Source organism: Bacillus sp. FSL K6-1005, from assembly GCF_038000225.1.
Lineage (GTDB): Bacteria > Bacillota > Bacilli > Bacillales > Bacillaceae > Bacillus > Bacillus mojavensis.
The window spans coordinates 2,015,951-2,036,210 of record NZ_JBBOBP010000001.1; the positions used below are offsets into that span (position 1 = coordinate 2,015,951).

General features: G+C 41.6%; 23 protein-coding genes and 1 riboswitch. Of the genes, 7 read left to right on the forward strand and 16 right to left on the reverse strand.

Translation table 11 applies throughout. From position 1 onward, the window contains the following. Window positions 1-78: 78 nt before the first annotated feature. Complete coding sequence (locus NST16_RS10500) at window positions 79-294, forward strand: hypothetical protein (protein ID WP_229148087.1); 216 nt, start codon at window positions 79-81, stop codon at window positions 292-294. Window positions 295-325: 31 nt separating this feature from the next. Here NST16_RS10500 and NST16_RS10505 read toward each other — a convergent pair whose 3' ends face one another. From NST16_RS10505 to NST16_RS10525, 5 genes are all read right to left on the reverse strand, one after another. Beyond that, a complete protein-coding gene (locus tag NST16_RS10505; protein ID WP_268505535.1) occupies window positions 326-2,242 on the reverse strand; it encodes a heavy metal translocating P-type ATPase in 1,917 nt (638 codons plus the stop codon). 239 nt (window positions 2,243-2,481) lie between these two features. Further along, window positions 2,482-2,982, reverse strand: a complete 501-nt coding sequence (gene stoA / locus NST16_RS10510; protein ID WP_340886318.1) for an endospore biogenesis thiol-disulfide oxidoreductase StoA — start codon at window positions 2,980-2,982, stop codon at window positions 2,482-2,484. Window positions 2,983-3,031: 49 nt separating this feature from the next. Then, the gene (gene ykvU / locus NST16_RS10515; RefSeq protein ID WP_010334025.1) at window positions 3,032-4,369 is read right to left on the reverse strand and encodes a sporulation protein YkvU; all 1,338 of its coding nucleotides are present in this window, start codon (window positions 4,367-4,369) and stop codon (window positions 3,032-3,034) included. Between the two features lie 114 nt (window positions 4,370-4,483). Beyond that, entirely contained in the window at window positions 4,484-5,110 is a 627-nt protein-coding gene (locus tag NST16_RS10520) for a cell wall hydrolase (RefSeq protein ID WP_168747618.1), read from the reverse strand. A gap of 297 nt (window positions 5,111-5,407) precedes the next feature. Continuing rightward, a complete protein-coding gene (locus NST16_RS10525) occupies window positions 5,408-5,602 on the reverse strand; it encodes a hypothetical protein (RefSeq protein ID WP_010334023.1) in 195 nt (64 codons plus the stop codon). A 164-nt stretch (window positions 5,603-5,766) separates the two neighbouring features. Here NST16_RS10525 and NST16_RS10530 point away from each other — a divergent pair, with 164 nt between their 5' ends. Then, a complete protein-coding gene (locus tag NST16_RS10530) occupies window positions 5,767-5,952 on the forward strand; it encodes a YkvS family protein (RefSeq protein WP_003232446.1) in 186 nt (61 codons plus the stop codon). A gap of 121 nt (window positions 5,953-6,073) precedes the next feature. On the opposite strand, the gene NST16_RS10535 is transcribed toward NST16_RS10530, so the two are convergent. The 7 genes from NST16_RS10535 to NST16_RS10565 form a co-directional block, all read right to left on the reverse strand. Continuing rightward, window positions 6,074-6,364 (reverse strand): DUF3219 family protein, encoded by a 291-nt coding sequence (locus NST16_RS10535; protein WP_229148078.1) that lies wholly within the window; start codon window positions 6,362-6,364, stop codon window positions 6,074-6,076. A gap of 682 nt (window positions 6,365-7,046) precedes the next feature. Beyond that, window positions 7,047-7,388, reverse strand: a complete 342-nt coding sequence (locus NST16_RS10540; RefSeq protein WP_340886324.1) for a DUF1433 domain-containing protein — start codon at window positions 7,386-7,388, stop codon at window positions 7,047-7,049. Between the two features lie 626 nt (window positions 7,389-8,014). Continuing rightward, entirely contained in the window at window positions 8,015-8,512 is a 498-nt protein-coding gene (gene queF / locus NST16_RS10545) for a preQ(1) synthase (protein ID WP_003218613.1), read from the reverse strand. A gap of 17 nt (window positions 8,513-8,529) precedes the next feature. After that, the gene (queE, locus tag NST16_RS10550; RefSeq protein WP_010334016.1) at window positions 8,530-9,261 is read right to left on the reverse strand and encodes a 7-carboxy-7-deazaguanine synthase QueE; all 732 of its coding nucleotides are present in this window, start codon (window positions 9,259-9,261) and stop codon (window positions 8,530-8,532) included. Beyond that, window positions 9,254-9,694 carry a 6-carboxytetrahydropterin synthase QueD gene (queD, locus tag NST16_RS10555; RefSeq protein WP_229148067.1) on the reverse strand — a complete coding sequence of 147 codons (441 nt, stop codon included), beginning with the start codon at window positions 9,692-9,694 and terminating at the stop codon, window positions 9,254-9,256. Before queD ends, queE begins: the two co-directional genes overlap by 8 nt. Window position 9,695: 1 nt before the next feature. Further along, the gene (queC, locus tag NST16_RS10560; RefSeq protein ID WP_010334014.1) at window positions 9,696-10,355 is read right to left on the reverse strand and encodes a 7-cyano-7-deazaguanine synthase QueC; all 660 of its coding nucleotides are present in this window, start codon (window positions 10,353-10,355) and stop codon (window positions 9,696-9,698) included. A 130-nt stretch (window positions 10,356-10,485) separates the two neighbouring features. Beyond that, window positions 10,486-10,530: riboswitch (PreQ1 riboswitch) on the reverse strand. Window positions 10,531-10,731: 201 nt separating this feature from the next. After that, the gene (locus NST16_RS10565) at window positions 10,732-11,772 is read right to left on the reverse strand and encodes a YkvI family membrane protein (protein WP_010334013.1); all 1,041 of its coding nucleotides are present in this window, start codon (window positions 11,770-11,772) and stop codon (window positions 10,732-10,734) included. 362 nt (window positions 11,773-12,134) lie between these two features. Here NST16_RS10565 and clpE point away from each other — a divergent pair, with 362 nt between their 5' ends. From clpE to motB, 3 genes are all read left to right on the forward strand, one after another. Further along, on the forward strand, window positions 12,135-14,234 hold the full coding sequence (gene clpE / locus NST16_RS10570; RefSeq protein ID WP_340886331.1) for an ATP-dependent protease ATP-binding subunit ClpE: 2,100 nt from the start codon (window positions 12,135-12,137) through the stop codon (window positions 14,232-14,234). Between the two features lie 351 nt (window positions 14,235-14,585). Then, entirely contained in the window at window positions 14,586-15,401 is an 816-nt protein-coding gene (motA, locus tag NST16_RS10575; RefSeq protein ID WP_029441223.1) for a flagellar motor stator protein MotA, read from the forward strand. Then, on the forward strand, window positions 15,373-16,158 hold the full coding sequence (gene motB, locus NST16_RS10580; RefSeq protein ID WP_029441222.1) for a flagellar motor protein MotB: 786 nt from the start codon (window positions 15,373-15,375) through the stop codon (window positions 16,156-16,158). The genes motA and motB overlap by 29 nt, the downstream gene beginning before the upstream one ends. A 39-nt stretch (window positions 16,159-16,197) precedes the next feature. Here the strand turns inward: motB and mhqR are convergent, their stop codons facing one another. After that, complete coding sequence (mhqR, locus tag NST16_RS10585) at window positions 16,198-16,635, reverse strand: MarR family transcriptional regulator MhqR (RefSeq protein WP_010334010.1); 438 nt, start codon at window positions 16,633-16,635, stop codon at window positions 16,198-16,200. Between the two features lie 192 nt (window positions 16,636-16,827). Between mhqR and NST16_RS10590 the strand changes: the two genes are divergently transcribed. Further along, window positions 16,828-18,348 carry an ATP-binding protein gene (locus tag NST16_RS10590; protein ID WP_340886336.1) on the forward strand — a complete coding sequence of 507 codons (1,521 nt, stop codon included), beginning with the start codon at window positions 16,828-16,830 and terminating at the stop codon, window positions 18,346-18,348. Window positions 18,349-18,376: 28 nt separating this feature from the next. On the opposite strand, the gene NST16_RS10595 is transcribed toward NST16_RS10590, so the two are convergent. Both NST16_RS10595 and NST16_RS10600 read right to left on the reverse strand, forming a co-directional pair. Further along, on the reverse strand, window positions 18,377-18,808 hold the full coding sequence (locus NST16_RS10595) for a hypothetical protein (protein ID WP_340886340.1): 432 nt from the start codon (window positions 18,806-18,808) through the stop codon (window positions 18,377-18,379). Between the two features lie 86 nt (window positions 18,809-18,894). Further along, entirely contained in the window at window positions 18,895-19,152 is a 258-nt protein-coding gene (locus NST16_RS10600; protein WP_010334007.1) for an aspartyl-phosphate phosphatase Spo0E family protein, read from the reverse strand. 202 nt (window positions 19,153-19,354) lie between these two features. Here NST16_RS10600 and NST16_RS10605 point away from each other — a divergent pair, with 202 nt between their 5' ends. Then, window positions 19,355-19,675 carry a YkvA family protein gene (locus NST16_RS10605; RefSeq protein ID WP_340886344.1) on the forward strand — a complete coding sequence of 107 codons (321 nt, stop codon included), beginning with the start codon at window positions 19,355-19,357 and terminating at the stop codon, window positions 19,673-19,675. A gap of 39 nt (window positions 19,676-19,714) precedes the next feature. Here the strand turns inward: NST16_RS10605 and NST16_RS10610 are convergent, their stop codons facing one another. Beyond that, window positions 19,715-20,251, reverse strand: a complete 537-nt coding sequence (locus NST16_RS10610) for a 1,2-dihydroxy-3-keto-5-methylthiopentene dioxygenase (RefSeq protein WP_340886347.1) — start codon at window positions 20,249-20,251, stop codon at window positions 19,715-19,717. Between the last annotated feature and the right edge of the window lie 9 nt (window positions 20,252-20,260).

Here is a 20,260-nt window from a genome sequence, read left to right on the forward strand (position 1 = left end):
TTCCTTTATCCATCATTTTATTTCCTGCCGGTCATCTTGTATACTGAGAGGAGAGTGAAACGCAGGGAGTTGTTCCGTTTGCTGATGAAATTTTTCAGACGTAAGGCAGTTGTGCTGTTAACAGTTGTGGGAATTTCCGCTCCTTTTATCGGTATGAAGCTGGTGGATTTTTATTATTACAGCTCTATCATAGGCTGTGCAGCCGGCTTCCTTTGCTGCATCCTTGCTCTCATCATCGTGATGAAAAGGCCAGATCAAGAAAAAAAGCAAAGGAAAGTAAAACTTGATCCATAAAAAAACAGCTGTCCATTTGGACCGCTGTTTTTTATTTTAAAAGCCTTAAGCCGTTTAAAATCACCAAGATTGTACTTCCTTCGTGGCCGATAACGCCAAACGGCAATTCCATCACCTGTAAAAAGTTTGCACAAATAAGCAGGCAAATGACTGTGAGAGAAAATACGATATTCTGCTTTACAATCCTGTTCATTTTCCGTGATAAACGGCACATTTTTACGAGTTTTTTCAAATCGTTTTGCATGAGCACCATATCAGCAGTTTCAAGCGCCACATCTGTTCCGCCGCCCATTGCAATACCGACATCCGCCGCTTTTAGTGCCGGCGCGTCGTTGATTCCGTCTCCGACCATTGCAATCGTCCCGAACTCTTCTTTTAATCGTTTCACTTCATTTACTTTTTGGTCAGGCAGACATTCTGCTGCAACAGTTGTCATTCCCGCTTCCTTCGCTATCGCTTGAGCCGTGTCTTCGTGATCTCCCGTCAGCATGGCCGTTTTAATCCCCAGACGGCTGAGTTCATCCATGACTTCTTTTGCTTCAGGTCTGATTTGGTCTTTCAGAGCGATACAGCCAGCAATGTGGTCGTCCTTTTTCACAAACACAATGGTGTGTTGGCCATTTTGAATGATATCTGATGCAGATTGGTTCAAAAATTGAGCTGCCAATTCTTCCCCAATAAAGCCTGCTTTTCCGACTTTCCATTTGGCACCCGCCACTACAGCCATTACACCAAAGCCTGATGTTTCTTCAATTGATATGTAGCCGGACTTGTTGATGCCGCGGCTTTCAGCGTAGCCGGCAATGGCTTGCGCGAGCGGGTGGCTGGACTGCTTCTCAATCGCATAGACAGCTTCAAGCACTTCCGTTTCTTCGTATCCTTCCGCAATTTTGACCGTCTCAACTGCAGGCTGGCCTTTTGTTACAGTCCCGGTCTTGTCAAAAGCGATCATTTGCACAGATCCCAGCTGTTCAAGAAATACACTTCCTTTCACCAGCATGCCGTTGCGGGCGCCATTTGATATCAAGGACAGCGCTGCCGGCATGATGGACGCAACAAGTGCGCAAGGTGACGCAACCACCATAAATACCATCGCGCGATAAAAGGTTTCACTCCAGCTCCAGCCAAGTGCAAAATGTGGGACAAATAACAGCAGCCCCACCACGATCAGAACGCCTTTTACATATGCATTTTCAAACCGTTCGATAAAGGCTTGCGCAGGTGATACACTGTTTTGCGCAGATTCCACCAATTTGATAATCTTTCGGAATAAAGAATCTTCGTTTGCTTTTGTAACACGGACGGTCAGGGAGCCGTTGCGGTTAACAGTTCCCGTATATACAGCATCGCCGGCGTCTTTTTCTACAGGCATCGATTCGCCCGTTAATGCTGACTCGTCAAGGCTTGTAGAACCAGATTCAATAACCCCGTCAGCTGCCACCCGTTCCCCAGGTTTGATAACAATCTTATCACCGGCCTTTATATCTGCAACCGGTACCCTTTTGGTTTCGCCGTTTACAATCAGCGTTGCTTCTTCAGGTTCAAGCTTCATTAAAGAAGTTAAATCCCTGCTGCTTTTATTCATCGTGTATGTTTCTAAAGCTCCGCTTAAGGAAAAGATAAAGATTAAAACGGCACCCTCTGCCCAGTACCCAATCAATGCGGAACCCACGGCTGCAAAAATCATTAAAAGCTCAACATTCAGCGTTTTGGATTCAAGCGTTTCTTCGATTCCTTCTTTCGCTTTAGCAAATCCGCCGATGACAAAGGCCAGCAAATATAGCGTTACCGATAACAACTGATGTGCGGAAAGGAGCCAGCCTGCTAAAATAAGAGCACCTGACACCAGGGCTGCGATAAGTTCCGCATGCTGAGTCCAGCTTTTTTCTGGCTGTTCTTTCTTTAAAGGCTGATGCTGATCATGTTGGAGCATCACTTGTTCATCCATATCGAATTCTCCTCCCTAATTGAGAACGTAAATCATCTTCATTTCTCTTATAAAAACAAAAATCGCCGCCCAAAAGGCAGCTTCTTCGTTTGGTTATTTCATGATGTCTTTCTTAATTATAGCATGCAGAAAGAGAATTTCAATTATAATTATTTTAATTTCTTTTTGATAATAATTATCATTAATAATTGTTCCCTTTTCATTATATGACAAAAAAGCTGAAAGGCTACGCTCTCAGCTTATTCTTTCGTCCATTCTTTCAATTGTTCTGCCGTCATCGGCCCCACTTTTGTTTCCTCAATTTCACCCTTTTCATTCAGCAAAAACGAGGTAGGAATCGTTATAATATGATATTCCTTCATCAAATCCCCTTTTGTGTCGAGAACAATCGGAAAGGTCAGGTGGTTTGCTTTGATAAAGTCTTCAACGACTTGCTGATTTTGTTCTGAATTGACTAAATTGACCGTTACCAGCTTCACACTGTCAGATCGATGAGCCTCATAAAATGATTGGAACTGAGGAAGTTCCTTTTTGCAGGGCGGACACCATGAAGTCCAAAAATGCAGGATCGTTTTCTGCCCTTTATTGGGGATCGAGATATCCTCCCCTTCTATCGTTTTCATGAGAAAAACCGCAGGAACAGCAGGCTTTTTATTGGCAGCCTGTGCCGAAAGAGGGAGCCATGAAATCATAGCAAATAAAATTAGGCAAATAGTGAGGGTCAAGCGTTTCGTCAACATGGGATCTTCCTTTCATGCTTTTCAAATAGCTTGCCCCGCTAGTGATTTATCATCCTTCAATTCGCGGCGTTCGGTTTCCTCCCGTCAGAAAAACAGATACACGCAGCGCTTTGCAGATCGTTGTATAATGTAGGCTCGTCAGCAAAATCATACCTGTATTCATCCCAAGGATGATACCGAGCATTTGAAGGTTTTCCATTGAACCCAGCACATACATCATACTCAACGCAACGAGATGGCTCCACACGTTATGATAAAAAGCTTCTTTGACAAAGCCCATCCCGATTAAACATGCCTGAAGGGGCATCACAAATAAATGAAAGAGAAAGTACGGCCACAAAAGCTGCAAATAATATTGTGCTTCTGGAGAGTGAAAAAACAGATGGGTCAAGGGCTCCGCAAACTGGAACATGATCCAGACAGCTGGTATACCGTATCCAAACGTGATAAAGATCGACTGCTTCAGCCTTTTTAATACGATGTCATATTGAGAGAGAGAATAAGCTTCAGAAATACTCGGAATCATGACGACCATTAACGAGTGGGCGATAAAAGCAGGAAACGCCCCTATCGTCACAGCCACTCCGGCAAGCATGCCGTATTGATCGATTGCAGTTGTCCCGGCAACGCCCGCGGCCAAAAGCGCTCCTTTTACTAAAAAGGGCTCAATGGCATTGACCACAGCGTGAAAAATGCGCAGCCCGGTTGTCGGAATCGATACGGCCAGCAGTCTTTTTCTAACATCTTTCCCGCGTAAATGGATATGCTGCTGGCCCGATACCGCACGTCTGGCCAGAATAAACTGCGAATACAAGTATACAAGCACGATCACATCGCTCACGACAAGGACAAACAGCGAAATCAGCACAGCCATGTCCAGCTCAAACGAGTACCATTGAAAAAAGATGAACAAGCACAACAGCTGAATGATTTTTTTGAGTACATTAGCGATTGCGATCTTCCCCATTTTTTGCACACCCATGAAGTAGCCTCTGGCAATTGACGTAAAGGCGACAATAGGAATTAAGCCGATGACAATTCCTTTGATAAACGGGTGATATGTATCAAACACCGGAATAAAAGGAAGCGCAATACTGGCGGCGGCAGTGGAAAAGGCTGTGAAAACAGCTGTCATTCGAAAGGCGTGCCTCAGCATGCTTTCATGGAGCTTTGGATTTGATTCAGCAATAAATTTAGAAATTGATATAGGCAGCTCCAGGCTTGCGATGACAATAATTAAAAAGATGGTAGGCAAAATACTCATGTAAAGCCCCATCCCGTGCTCGCCAAGCTCGCGCGCCAAAATCATATTCACGACAAATTCAAGGCATTCGGCGAAAAAGGCGGCAATGGATAAAAGAATAATCCCTTTTACAAATCGATTCATGATGTCTCTCCTTGTCTCTTGTACTATCAACATCATATGAGACAAGTTCAAAAATTATTTTATTTTTATCTTTCTATAAAAAAAGCACAGCTGAGACGAATGTCTCTTCTATGCTTATATGGCAAAGACATGCCTGCCGATTTTTTCAATGATTTTCCTTGAGCGAATCCAGTCATCTGACGCCGTTTTCGGGTTATAAAAGAAAAGGGCTTCTGTTTCTCTGTCCTTAGATGACATCGCTTCTTCAACAGCCTCAATTGATTCTTTGTCAGGCTCTTGATTAATGCTTCCGTTTGCGACAGGTTCAAAGGCATTTTTCTGATAAATAACCCCTCTGATTGTATCGGGAAAACCCTTCTTATCCGTCCTATTCAGCACGACGCTTGCAACAGCGACCTTGCCTTCATAGGATTCGCCCTTCGCTTCTGCGTGAACGAGTCGGGAAAGCAATTCTTTTTCAGACTGAGAATAAGTTTCTTTCTTCTCATTCGTTTTCTCTGATTGTTCTTCTTTCTTTTCAGTGTTCGCTGAAAGCTTGATCGGCTTTATTTTTTTCTTGTCCTCATCAGCAGACAGTGAAGAGAAAGATATGTCTGTGTCATGATTTATATGGGTAAGCAGCTTAGCTTCTTCATGGTTTGTCTTCTTTGTGTTCAGTAGTGAAGCTTGTGTATGTTCAATTTTCGAAGCAGGCATGAAACAAAGAAGAAAAACAGCTAGAGCAGTAAATTTTGTCGTCATACAGTTTCCTCCTTAAAGTGCTCAAAAAACACTTCATAACCTTAACAAGAGATCAAATCAATTTCACGGAAAAAGATTTTCCAACTCTCCCAAACAGGTATCAGGATGGAATATACCGGGTGACGCACTGATTAATGGCAAAAAAACAGCCTCATTTTCTATAAATCTTGTCAATTCAAAGCATATTTTTCCACTTTTGCCGTTTTACATTTAATTTACGTATGTTACAACGTTTGTAATAAATAACTACTGTTCTGTCATATATGATAAAAAGGCTTCTCACTTATGAGAAACCTTTTAGCTTCTTGGCTGTTCTAAATATTGAAACACCACATCTCCGCCTTGCTGGGCAATGCCTCGGAAATGCTTAAAATCGTCCTGTTTCGATAAAACGGCTCTAAAATCAAGAAAGTGTTCCTTTTGGACTCTCAGTTCTTTTATTTCACCGGTACGCAGCTGCTCAATCTGTTCTGTTATATCTTCGGGACGCAATCAAAACTCCCCCTTTTCAATCTTTGAACGAAAATCAATATATCATTTTTCCTGCGTCAGGACAATTCCTTAGGACGATAAAACTCCTTATCGCTTTACTTCTCAATGAAAATACTGTTTAATACTTTCAAAAGGAATTATTATGTTTAAAGGAGAGGAAGCTTGTGAAAATCGCTAAGGTCGGAAACGTCATTGAATTTAAAAACGGGTTAACCGGTGTTGTTGAAAAAGTTAATGAGAATTCTGTAATCGTAGATGTTACCATTATGGATAACTATCGGGATCTTGAGCTAGATTCACTGACCGTTGTAAATCATAAAAATTACAAGATCATCAGAGACTCCTATTAAATCCTCCTTCATCCACACGCATTTGCAAAAACTGCTAGACAAACAATTAAACACCTTACATATCAAATTAGCTTTCTCAAAAGCTGCCGGCCGGCAGCTTTTTTCATCAAAAAAACACCAATTATAAATCGGCGTTCGCGTCTGTTTCCGTTATTTCGATATAAAATTCACTCACGGCTCCCGCTTCGTACAGGTTGGTCAATGACGTTGAATAATTTGTGATTTCACCGCGGAAGGCAAGATCTCTTTCCGGAACTTCGACGTTAAATGTCTTTTCATATAACAGCACAGCGATATCATGATAAGCCTCACTGGTAACGTGTAAGGTAAAGGCAATTTTCCGCTTCGGCTCGCTCTCTTCTTGAAATGCAGACATTTCTAACGTGACATCGTTTAAACGCAATGTTTTCACTTTGTACCACTCCTTATCAGTTCATGCATCTTAACATAACGCAGCTAACGTTTACAATGAATCTGTTCTGAACATTATTTTAACCATCTCTTTAAAGAAGACGCCTTTACAAACATACGTTCGATATTTTATAATAAAACAGACGAGCTGCCATCCAGCATCCCGTCTTTCATTAGAAGGTGACGAGTGGCATTCCCCCCGGATTCACTCGTCTTTTTTTGTATTATTCAATTCTAGAACACGGAGGATTTGCAATGTTGATTGGTGGAAGCTGTGATTCATAAGCCGATAATGCCGCCCTCTGTACCGTCATATCTTTTCGCGTAAAAACTATAAGTTCAACTTTATAGCGTACACCTACAGATATTTGTACGAACTTAATATACATTTGTCAATTTCATACGGGTCGGGTTCTTTTATTAATTACTAAATTGCATTTTATGTAATGAATAAATCAATTTAATATGTTTAATCAAAGGAGAAGGAGAAAAGCAGGATTGGCTGCTCTTTAGAGAAAGGGATTTATCTGTTAGAGTATTCTACTCCAATAATACATACGAGGCATACGTAACAATAACAGGCTAAGGTAAACATGTAGCTCGCGGACTTGAAAAATGGTTCACGATATCCGAGGCAATTGAAGGTATAATACAAAAATAAAGACGCCCACGCTGGCGTCATTTTAATAATCACAGTCTTTATCTCTACATTCTTTCTTTCTCACAGCATCTATAGTGTGCCCCATAATTTTGTCATTTGCCTTATCGTAAATACCGTCAAATTTATTTGATGTATCATCGTTAAAATATCCAAATACTCCCATACCGCCCATTGGATCTATTTCGTATTTATCTTTAAATGTAACGTTATGTATTCCTTCATAATTCGCTTTGATAAATTTCTCCATTCGTTCTTGAGCAATCTTTACCTCTTCTGCCTGTTCATTTTTATCATTAATATTCTTCAATATAAAACCTCCAACTGCTATAAAAATAATTATAAGGATAAAAATGTATTTTTTCACAGCATCACCCTTTCGATAATTCATTTTACATTATATGTGAGGAGTGGACTCAAGTAAGGCTATCCGAAGCATCTGGCGTAACACAAGGTTCAATATCGTGATTCGATAAGAACAGTCGCCACGAAAACCGATTGCGAAGGCGCTGGAAGTAGAAGTCTAGGAGATATTCGAAACAGAGGAAGCAGAAGAAGAGGACGCTGAATAAATCGGCGTCTTTTTTACGAAAATTTCATTGATATAACTAAATAAAAATTTCTTTTTATATCTAAAAAACGAACATAAAACAGTGAACGAAATTATTCACTAACAACACGACGAACTAACGCATGAAGATGCTACCGAGGCGCTATCGAATCAAATTGTTCGGTAAATATCGATTCTGACCTACACAATAATTAAAAATCACCTCATATAATTATGTTGAAAACTAAATCGAATCAAATAAAAAATCCCCGCCAAAAAGCGAGGATCGTGGTCACACATTTATATATTTTCGGTCACGGTATGGTCACAAGAGGGCCGCCAAATTGTGACTTGGTCACATTTCCGCCTAAAACTGACGCTAAATGTTCGTATTTTACTGTGACCTCACTTCGTTGAACACTGCGCATCACACAACGGAAAAATTAACGATTATCAATCGTCTCCGGATACAAGTCATGATTCATCATGCGGTACTCGGCCATTTTCTCGTACTTCGTGCCAGGTTTTCCGTAGTTTGTGTACGGATCAATGGAAATTCCGCCTCTTGGCGTGAATTTGCCCCATACTTCAATGTAGCGCGGGTCCATTAATTCAATCAAGTCGTTCATGATGATGTTCATGCAATCTTCGTGGAAGTCTCCATGGTTTCTGAAGCTGAACAAGTACAGCTTTAGTGATTTGCTCTCCACCATTTTTTCATCAGGAATATAGCTGATGTAAATTGTTGCGAAGTCAGGCTGTCCTGTTTTCGGGCATAAAGATGTGAATTCAGGGCAGTTGAATTTTACAAAATAATCACGGTTTACATGTTTATTTGGAAAGGATTCCAGCACGTCCGGCGCATATTCAAACAAATAATTTGTTCCTTGGTTGCCAAGCAGTGTTACACCTTCTAATTCAGATTCTTTTCTTGTCGTCATATTTATCTTCCTTCCTATTAAACTCCTCTTTTGTTGCCCCATAACAGGGTATGCAGCTGCGGAAGCACTCTGACGAGATTCAGCTCCGCATCGGCAGCGACCTGATCAACAAGCGCTTCATATTTTCCAAGTAAATGTGCAATGAGTGATTTGTCATCTGCCGTATGCACATCATCGTTCCCGACTTGCAGATAAAACGGTATTCCCGGGTAGCGTTTGTGTACAGTTTTGGCAAACTCGAGATCTTCATCATTAAAAATGACAACCTTCAAGCTGACAGCATGCTGTCTGTTATTCTCTTTCAGTGATGTCAAAATGTGATCCAGCTTATTAAAGTTCGTCACCATTTTCGAACTTGGCGGTTTAGGTGAAATCGTCAGATCATCGATCAGTGTAAACCAATCCTGATAGACTGTCCCCTGTGTTTCGAGAGCTGCACGGATATTGTTTTCCTTCAGCAGCTCTATCAAAGCATCCAGCTGTTTTAACAGCGCCGGGTTTCCGCCGGAGATGGTTACGTGAGAAAACGCGTCTCCCCCAATCTCCTTAAGCTCTGAAAAAATCTCCTCGGCTGTCATCCAGCGAATATCTTTTTTAGCAGACCCGTCCCAAGTGAAGGCGGAGTCACACCAGCTGCAGGAATAATCACAGCCAGCTGTACGGACAAACATTGTCTTCTGTCCGATCACCATGCCTTCCCCTTGAATCGTCGGGCCGAAAATTTCTAATACAGGAATTCCTTTAGCCATTCAAACCACCCTTTTTCGGACGGTAAACACAATAACTGGTCGGTGTTTCACGGACAAACACCTGCACACAGCTTGGTTTATTCTCCAGTGTGTTTAAATAAGCCTGCACTTTGTCATAGATCGTTTTTGCTACGACTTCAGTTGTCGGCAGCGAATACCGGTCGTCCTTAGAAAATTCTTCATGATCATTTAAAAGCGTATGATCATAGGAGCCGTGAACCAGTTTTTTGAGCACACTGAAATTCACGAGAAAGCCGGAATCGTCAAGCTCATCACCGGCAACGGTAATATTTACGGTATACGTATGCCCGTGCACCCTGCTGCACGCTCCCGCACTTTCACGCGGAATAAAATGAGCGGCAGAGATTTGCATGTCCTTATTCAATTCAAATGAATATGGATGCTGGACCTGTGGATATATTTGAGATAACAATTTATGCCCTCTCTCCTTTCATCGCCATATATTCATCATAGCCTCTGGAGCGAAGGTGACATGCCGGACATTCGCCGCATCCGTCTGCGATCACGCCGTTATAGCATGTGAGCGTGTTGTTCTTCACAAAATCAAGCGCGCCCAGTTCGTCAGCAAGTTTCCACGTTTCTGCCTTATTCAGCCACATGAGCGGTGTATGAATCACAAATGGCTTCTCCATGGCCAGGTTCACCGTCACATTGCAAGATTTAACGAATTCATCACGGCAGTCTGGATAGCCGCTGAAGTCCGTTTCACAAACGCCTGTGATAATATGACGGGCGCCAATTTGATACGCCAGGATAGACGCAAAAGATAAGAATACTAAGTTACGGCCTGGAACAAATGTTGATGGCAGCTCGCCGTCTTTTGCTTCAATTTCTATATCATTTCTCGTCAGGGCATTAGGCGCAAGCTGGTTCAAAAGTGACATATCAAGCAAATGATTTTTCACGCCAAGCTTATCCGCAATCCCCTTCGCCACTTCAACTTCCTGCGAATGACGCTGATTATAATGAAAAGTTACAGTTTCAACTTCTTCAAATTCCTTTAACGCCCACAGTAAACATGTAGTACTGTCTTGGCCGCCGCTAAATACAACAATTGCTTTTTCCTTTTTCATGATTCCTCTCCTTCTCCGCTATAAAAAACCTCGGCGAGAGACATCGCTACAACTGTTAAAATATAAAAAAACACCTTTCCGGAAAGGTGCTCTAGAAAAACATAAAAAAGGCCGTATCCAAGGATACAGCACGTCCTTAGTTTTTTATAGAGGGTGTAGCTAGAACCTCTCCCGCATATCCACGGATTTTCTTCAATTTTTTCACTTCTGCTATCTTACCATAATGTTGTTTTTCTTGACAATAAAAAGATAGCCAAAAGCCTGTCTCATTTCTTTGGCTTGATTCTTCTACACAGCAAAAACACATCAATTCCTGGCTAGCGCAGAGTTCAGCATAAACGTTTGCTTCATTATTATATACGTATAAACATTTTGACTACAAACTGTGCCGGGGAACCTTTTTACAGACCAAAGCGCCTATAAAGGCCAAGCTCACATAGCCAAACAATGGATAAATGGTTGAAATGAGCTTGCCGTAACCAATTTGACTCGTGATATAAGCCGTAATCATAATTGCCGCAAAGATATATTTACTTTTTATAGGAAGAAAGCTCTTCACTTGTTTTTCCAGCCCATAAAGATTTCCGATCACCGACGTGAACACTTCGCCGAATATAATCAACAAGTAAATCAAATGTACAGATCGCGCAAAGAGGTAAACCACTTGAGCCATTGGAATATCATACAAAAATACATCCGGCAGCATCGACAAAGACAAAAAACTCGCAGAAAGCACAATTGTCAACATTGTCCCTCCGATGAAAGCGCCTTTTCTTATCACTTGTTCTGAAGACATTTCATTCGCCAGCGGCACCAAAACAGCCTGGGCAAGCGATAAATTCAAAGCGCCGTACGACACCGCTGATAATAGCCAGTCCCATCGATGCGGCCACACCCACTGAGTTGTATTCCGCGTCTCACTGAAAATAAAAGAATCGGCCACCACAACCATAGAAAAGATAATCAAAAGCGGTACAACAAACACATTTACACCGAAAATGCCTTTTACTCCTCTTGTCATCACAATCAAACTTAATCCAATTGTGATCAGCATTCCAACTTGAGCTGACATGCCAAGCTGTTCCTCAAAAAGCGCCCCTGCGCCAGACAGCATGACAGATGTGACACCAAGGAGAACAAACAGCATAAAGACATTGATAATCCTTCCGGCAGCCTCCCCGAACAAGTATATATTCATTTCCTGATATGACTTGGCATTGATTCGCTTTGAAATGATCATCAGCTTTGCGCCTAAAAACGTGAACATCCCTCCGCTTATAATAATACCAAGCAATCCGAACCAGCCGAACTTCAGAAAAAACTCAACAATTTCCCTGCCAGTTGCAAATCCCGCTCCGACGACTGTGCCTACATACACAAAAGCGAGCTGATGTGCAGACCCTTTTGATTGTTCCATTTCTCCCCTCCGAACCAACAGCAGTATTGTCCTTTTAGCCTTTTTATAGCCTATGAGACAAGTTCCTTGAAAAGACGAACAAAACAAGTTTTACTGTGGAAACAACTCAAAAATATTTTTGAGCAAAAGGCTTGAAAGTCAAAAAAGGTCAGAGTATACTATTAATCAAAGAAGGTCAAACCAGCCGTCTTTTTTATTATTCTATTGGTCAAAGTTGGTCAAGAAAGACTGCTTTGAGCAAATGGTTTTGAAAGCCAGTGAAACTGGCGTATACTATTAGTCAAAGAAGGTCAATTAAATCGACCTTTTTTTCCAAGTTAATTGGTCAAAGATGATCAAATTTTAAAAGGAGGTTTTGGCAAATGCGTTGTCAACACTGTCATCAAAACGAGGCGACGATTCGCCTTAACATGCAAATAAATTCTGTTCATAAACAAATGGTTTTATGTGAAACTTGCTATCACGAACTGACTCGTAAACCTTCAATGAGCATGGGTCCTCAATCTTTCGGTTTTCCCTTTGAACAAGCATTCCAGCCGAAAGAACAAAGCGCAGCTAAAGCAAGCGAGAAAAAAGGTTTGCTTGATGAGCTGGCGCAAAATATTACAAACGGCGCTAAAGCCGGTCTGATTGACCCTGTCATCGGACGTGATGAAGAAGTTGCGCGTGTGATCGAGATTCTAAACCGCCGCAACAAAAATAATCCGGTGCTGATTGGAGAGCCAGGTGTAGGGAAAACAGCTATTGCAGAAGGGCTCGCTTTAAAAATCGCTGAAGGCGATGTTCCACATAAATTAAAAAACAAAGAGCTTTACTTGCTTGATGTCGCATCCCTTGTTGCAAACACTGGCATCAGAGGCCAATTTGAAGAAAGAATGAAACAGCTGATCACTGAGCTGAAAGAGCGCAAAAATGTCATTCTTTTCATTGATGAAATTCACCTTCTCGTTGGCGCAGGCTCTGCAGAAGGCTCAATGGATGCAGGAAACATTCTCAAACCCGCTCTTGCCAGAGGTGAGCTCCAAGTCATCGGAGCGACAACACTGAAAGAATACCGTCAAATTGAAAAAGATGCGGCGCTGGAAAGACGTTTTCAGCCTGTCATGGTACAGGAGCCTACAATTGAACAAGCGATCAGCATTCTGCAAGGAATTAAAGACAAATACGAAGCATATCATGGCGTGACATTCAGCGATGAAGCATTGAAAGCATGTGTCACTTTATCAGCACGCTACATTCAGGACAGACATCTGCCGGACAAAGCGATTGATTTATTAGACGAAGCTGGATCTAAAGCCAATCTGTTAATTGATGATTTAAATGATGAAGATGCAGCTGAACGGCTGACTGCAATTGAAGCAGAAAAAACAAAAGCGCTGGAAGAAGAGAATTACGAATTGGCAGCAAAACTCCGTGATGAAGAAATCGCACTGGAGAAAATACTGAACAGCTCTTCCGCACATTCCGCCGTCACAGTGGAAGCTGAGCACATTCAGGATATCGTCGAACAAAAAACCGGCATTCCTGTGGGAAAACTGCAGGCAGACGAGCAAACAAAAATGAAAGAGCTTGAAGCAAAGCTACATGAACGCGTCATCGGACAAGAAGCGGCTGTTCAAAAAGTGGCAAAAGCGGTCAGACGCAGCCGCGCCGGCTTAAAATCAAAAAACAGACCAGTCGGCTCCTTCCTCTTTGTCGGACCAACCGGCGTAGGGAAAACAGAGCTTTCTAAAACACTGGCGGATGAATTATTCGGCACGAAAGATGCCATTATCCGTCTCGATATGAGTGAATACATGGAGAAACACGCCGTGTCTAAAATCATTGGTTCACCACCTGGATACGTCGGCCATGAGGAAGCTGGACAATTAACGGAAAAAGTGCGCCGCAATCCATACAGCATCGTGCTGCTTGACGAGATTGAAAAAGCGCACCCAGATGTTCAGCATATGTTTCTGCAAATTATGGAAGACGGCCGCTTAACGGACAGCCAAGGCAGAACCGTAAGCTTTAAAGACACCGTCATCATTATGACAAGCAATGCAGGTACCGGTGAAAAACAAACGAAAGTCGGTTTCCAATCAGAGGACAGCGTGATTGAAGAACAAACATTAATTGATTCGCTCAGCATGTTCTTTAAACCTGAGTTTCTCAACCGCTTTGACAGCATCATCGAATTCCGTTCCCTTGAAAAAGAGCATCTGGGCAAAATCGTCAGCCTTCTTCTTGGAGAATTGGAAGAAACATTGGCAGAACGCGGTATCAGCTTGAGTGTTTCAGATGAAGCAAAAGAAAAAATAGCTGAACTGGGTTACCATCCTTCATTTGGTGCGCGCCCGCTCAGAAGAACGATCCAGGAATGGATTGAGGATGAAATGACTGATCTGCTGCTTGACAATAACGAGATTGCAAGTTTTCACGTCACAGTAGAAGATGATAACATCAAAGTTCATGCAAAATAAAAATCAGCGGCTTCCTTTTCAGGGAAGCCGCTATTTATGTAAAATCCTTCTCTTGTCCAAGAACTGTCATTCCTTCGCTTTCTTAAGGAGGGATGGAACATGTTTATCTATAACGAATATCTATTTCTATTGACAAAAGCCGTTTAGAGAATCAGATACCCACCAATCTATCGCGGTACCGTTAAAACCCGCGGGCTTTTCCATGCTGAAAAGCCCGCGTTTGTTTATTTCTCCCTTCTATGTATCTTCCTTGAATATTTCATGAACAATTTCACAATGTCCCTAAAGTTCCAGACACTGATACCGATATTAACCATAGACAAGCTAGTAAAAAAGGATTTGGTGAAAATTATGGATAAAACTTCGATTATCGGTATTATTCTTGCTTTTGTTGCATTGAGTGTGGGAATGGTTCTGAAGGGCGTCAGTTTCGCTGCTCTTGCAAATCCCGCTGCCATTTTAATTATCATCGCCGGAACGATATCAGCGGTAGTCATTGCGTTCCCAACGAAAGAAATTAAAAAAGTGCCTGTGCTGTTCCGTGTGCTATTTAAAGAAAACAAACAGCTGACAATAGAAGAACTCATTCCTATGTTCTCTGAATGGGCTCAGCTTGCACGCCGTGAAGGTCTGCTGGCTTTGGAAGCAAGTATTGAAAATGTAGATGACGCGTTTCTGAAAAACGGCCTCAGCATGGCTGTTGACGGGCAAAGCGCAGAATTTATCAGAGATATCATGACTGAAGAAGTTGAAGCGATGGAGGACAGACACCAGGCCGGAGCCGCCATTTTTACACAGGCGGGAACTTACGCGCCGACACTTGGGGTGCTCGGTGCTGTTATCGGACTGATTGCCGCGCTTTCTCATATGGACAATACAGATGAACTTGGTCACGCCATCAGTGCAGCCTTTGTAGCCACCCTTCTCGGTATCTTTACGGGATATGTATTATGGCATCCTTTTGCAAACAAATTAAAACGCAAGTCAAAACAGGAAGTCAAGCTCCGTGAAATTATGATTGAAGGCGTACTGTCCGTTTTAGAAGGACAGGCACCGAAAGTGATCGAGCAAAAACTTTTAATGTACCTTCCTGCGAAGGACCGTTTGAAATTTGCAGAACGAGAAGGAGAGGCGCAAAATGGCGAGAAAAAAGAAGAAGAAGCATGAGGACGAGCACGTTGATGAATCATGGCTGGTTCCTTACGCCGATATCCTTACCCTTCTCCTAGCACTGTTTATTGTGCTGTACGCGAGCAGCTCGATTGACGCAGCTAAGTTTCAAATGCTTTCTAAATCATTTAATGAAGTCTTTACAGGCGGAACCGGCGTATTGGATTATTCCAGCGTCACCCCTCCTAAAAATGAGTCAGACGGAATCGATGAAGTGGAAAAGGAAAAAGAAGAGAAAAAGGAAAACAAGAAACTAAAGGAAAAAGCAGCTGATCAAGAAGAACTTAAAAATGTGCAGAGCCAGGTGGAAAAGTTCATTAAAGATAAAAAGATGGAGCATCAGCTGGAAACAAAGATGACTAAGGAAGGTCTTCTGATCACGATTAAAGACAGCATCTTCTTTGATTCAGGAAAAGCGACCATCCGCAAGGAAGACATTCCGCTTGCAAAAGAGATTTCAAACCTTCTCGTGATTAATCCGCCGAGAAACATTATTATCAGCGGACATACAGACAATATGCCGATTAGAAATTCAGAATTTCAGTCGAACTGGCATTTAAGTGTAATGAGAGCCGTAAACTTCATGGGGCTTCTGATTGAGAACCCTAAGCTTGATGCCAAAGTTTTCAGTGCCAAAGGCTATGGGGAGTATAAACCAGTGGCCTCCAACAAAACTGCGGAAGGCCGAAGCAAAAACAGACGGGTTGAAGTTCTCATCTTGCCAAGAGGCGCAGCGGAAACAAATGAAAAATAGTAAAAAAGGAAGCCTTATCTATCACAAGGCTTCCTTTTTTTACTTATTATGAAACTGTTTTGCGTTTAATCCTACCCTTTTTAACATTTCAGTGCACAGTTCAACTTCTTCTTCGCTTAATACACTGATCATTTCATCAATCTCAGCTGCATGATCAGGGAAAATATCATCCAAAAGACTGATGCCTTTTTCGGTAATTTGTGCAAATGTTACTCGTCTGTCTGTAGGTGATGCTTTCCGAATAAGGAGCTCTTTTTGCTCAAGCTTATCTACGACGTAGGTGATGCTCCCGCTGGCCAAGAGAATTTTATCCCCTATCTGCTGCAGCGGCTGATCACCTTTATGATATAACAGCTCCAGCACAGCAAATTCAGTAGGATTCAGTCCATGCTTATGAATATGCTTATTCATATGATCATTAATAGACCGATACGCGCGCGACAGCACGATAAATAACTTCAGTGATTTTTCTGTCATGTCTCAATCATCCTTTTAGAAACCGTTACAGAGAAACATTAATAAACAAATACCGAAATGTCAATAAAAATCTTTCCAATATTTCTCTTCTTTTTTATTATTCATGTGAACAACTTGTTTTTCTTAATTATTTTGGTTATTTTTTCTTATTAAACAAGAAGAAACAATGATATAATACCTCTAATCAGGTGTATGTTGGAGCGATGCAAATTGAAAATACTAAAAGGCGCCTGCGGGAGAATTAAGCTTTATATTGCACTAGTAGTGATTCCGGCACTCGTCATAAGCTTTTTCGTCTATGAAAAGGAAAAAGAAACAATAGCTGCCGAACATAAGCAAGAAGCCAGTGTTATGCTGAATCTTCACCGCAACAAAATAAATTATTTAATCGGCGAAACAAAAGCGAGAATGACTTCCTTGTCAATTGCTATCGACAGACCGATAGATATTAAAAAAATGAAAACTGTTTTAGAAAAAACGTTTGATTCCGAACCAAGGTTTTCCGGTCTTTATTTGCTCAATGCCAAAGGAGATGTCACTGCCAGCGCAACAGAATTAAAAACTAAAGTCAATCTGGCTGACAGATCCTTTTTTACAAAAGCAAAACAAACAAAAAAGACTATCATTACAGACAGCTATTCAAGCAGAATTACAGGCCAGCCGATTTTTACAATTTGTGTTCCCGCGCTGGACGAAAAGAAAAATGTCACAGATTACCTTGTGGCAGCTATACAAATTGACTATCTGCAAAACCTGATTAACTTGCTGAGCCCTGATGTCTATATTGAAGTTGTGAATGAAAATGACAAAATGATTTTCTCAAGCGGACAGGCTTCTCACGCAAAGGAGCAAAAACCTGTCAGCGGTTATCTCGATGATATCAGCTGGAATATGAAAGTATACCCGAATCCTGTCTCAATAGAGGAGCTGAGTAAAAGCCTTGTGCTTCCTCTTTCCTGTATTATCGTTTTGCTGAATATTCTTTTTATTCTTGTGCTTTATTATTTGCTGAAGCGGCGGACCCAACTGGAGCGCTCGGAAAATGAGCAGCAAAAATTAGAGCTGATCGGAACGCTTGCTGCCAGCACGGCTCACGAAATCCGCAATCCGCTCACCGGCATAAGCGGTTTTATTCAGCTGCTGCAAAAGAAATATAAAGGTGAAGAGGATCAGCTTTACTTTTCAATTATCGACCAAGAGATTAAACGTATCAACCAAATTGTGAGTGAGTTTTTAGTTCTCGGAAAACCGACAGCTGAGAAATGGGAGCTTAACTCGCTTCAGGATATTATCGAAGAAATTATGCCGATCATTTATTCTGAAGGAAATTTATATAATGTGGAGGTAGAGTTAACATTTTTAACTGATAAACCTCTAAAAGTAAAATGTACAAAAGACCATATTAAACAAGTCATTTTGAATGTTGCGAAAAATGGCCTTGAGTCTATGCCAGAAGGCGGCAAACTCACAATTTCCTTAGGAGCATTTGATAAAAAGGCCATTATAAAAGTGATGGATAACGGCGAAGGGATATCACAGGAAATGCTGGAACATATCTTTCTTCCATTTGTCACTTCTAAAGAAAAAGGAACCGGCCTCGGGCTTGTCGTATGTAAACGGATCGTTCTGATGTACGGAGGTTCCATTCATATAGAAAGTGAAGTACGAAGAGGAACCGAGGTTACCATTACCCTCCCCGTCTCCTCTTCCTAGCCCCCTGACAGTCTCAGGAGGGCTTATTTTATTTTCGGGAACGGGCATTTCCATTCCCCTTGCTTACAGCTCCTCCTGAAAAGAAGAATCGGATCAAACGCAGAAGCATTTTTAAAAGCAAAAAGATGACAAAGAACACCAAAAAGCCTTTTAACCCTTCTGTTGCATCTAAAAACTCCATATTTCCCCGTCCGGTCACTTTTTGCTGAATCTCAATTGCAAATACGATCACAATGATGACCGTTACGGTATAGATAAAGGACAAAGCCGTCAAGCTCCATTTAGAAAGCCATGTAAATACAGCGTGAGTGACAGCGAAAAAGAAGATGCCAAATATCCCAATTACCCAAAAATGCATTTCTTTGTCGGTTAATTGAATGCCAAGCACCCCGCATATCGAAATAAAAGCATCATGAAATTGGTTTATCATTTCAGTAATGACTACCGCCAGTTCTTTCATCAGTTCCCTCTTTCGTATGAAATTTTCCCAGAAAAAAAGAGCGCTTCTGAAAAGCTCTCTCTTTATATATGCATCAGATAGCGCCGCTATTTATGTGCATCATATGCAGGCATGACGTCTCTTCGGGGCCACAAGCCTAATTTCTTCACAAGGCCTTGAATTCCTTGGGAATGTTCGCTTTCTTGCATGAGCTGGTGGTATTCGTTCATTAAAGAATCCAGCTCCTGACTGTGTCTGATTGTGTCATGCCCTGTAAATCCCTGCTTACTAGCGGCGTCTATCATTAACTTTCTTTTTTCATCAATAGACACCAGCAATCTTTCTTGTTCAGAAGAACAGCCCATTCAATTCACCCCTCGCCGCTAAGAAATAGGAAACAAGTTTGATTGGGTTATTGTGCATTATTACAGATTATACTTTATTTGTAAACATATTTTTATTAAATAACTTAATTTTTCATTTATAATAGATATATTGATAGGATTAGAAGAACAATACCCAGACGAAGACCATCTTAAACACACCGGCAGGCAGGAGGAATGCTAAATGAAGAAAAAAAAAGCGATAATGCTCGGTGCAGCAGGCGGAAAAGCTATTCTGAAAAGAAAAACCCGCAAAAAATTAATCAATCATATTACAATCTTTTGCCAAATGCTCCGTGATTGGCGAAACGGTGACTATCCCCGTTCACAGATGAAAACACTTTTGCTTCTGACAGCTGCTGTCTTTTACATCATCATGCCGATTGATATGATTCCGGACTTCGTGCTCGGTTTAGGAATTCTTGACGATGCTGCCGTTCTCGGTTTGATTTGGACGCCGATCAAAAAAGAAATGTCCCAATACGAGGAATGGCGTTTACGATAAATTAAAAAGCCCCGCTTTTATAAACGGGGCTTTTTCTTCTTATTGGTTTACGCTGTCTTTTTCATAAATCGGAACCCAGCCTTCAGATGTAACAAAAATCCGCACCGCCACAACTTTGCGATCTTCTTGAAGCGTGAAGTAATGGCGGATATTTTCAGGTACTGAGATTAAATCTCCAGGATTTAAACGGACATCAAAAAATGTGCCGTCCTTGCCTTGAATGACGAAAATCCCGTGGCCGCTTACGATAAAACGGACTTCATCGTCTGTATGGTGATGTTCTCTTTTAAAGTTTTCAAGCAGTTCATCCAGTTTCGGATTAGCGTCAGACAAAGAGATGACATCTTGGGCTTTGTAGCCGCGGCGGGCTGAAATATCTTTAATTTCGGCGTCGAAGGTGTCAAGAATCTGTTGTTTTTCTTTTTCAGACAGGTCATATTTTTCTGAAATCTGCACAGGGAGCTTAGCGATATTCCATTGCTCATAGATTACCTCTTGACTGTCCAGAAAGCTTGCCACTTCTTCTTGATTTTCAATTGTTGTATTTGCCTCATCATGAATTCGAATTGTTGCCATTTGCGGTTC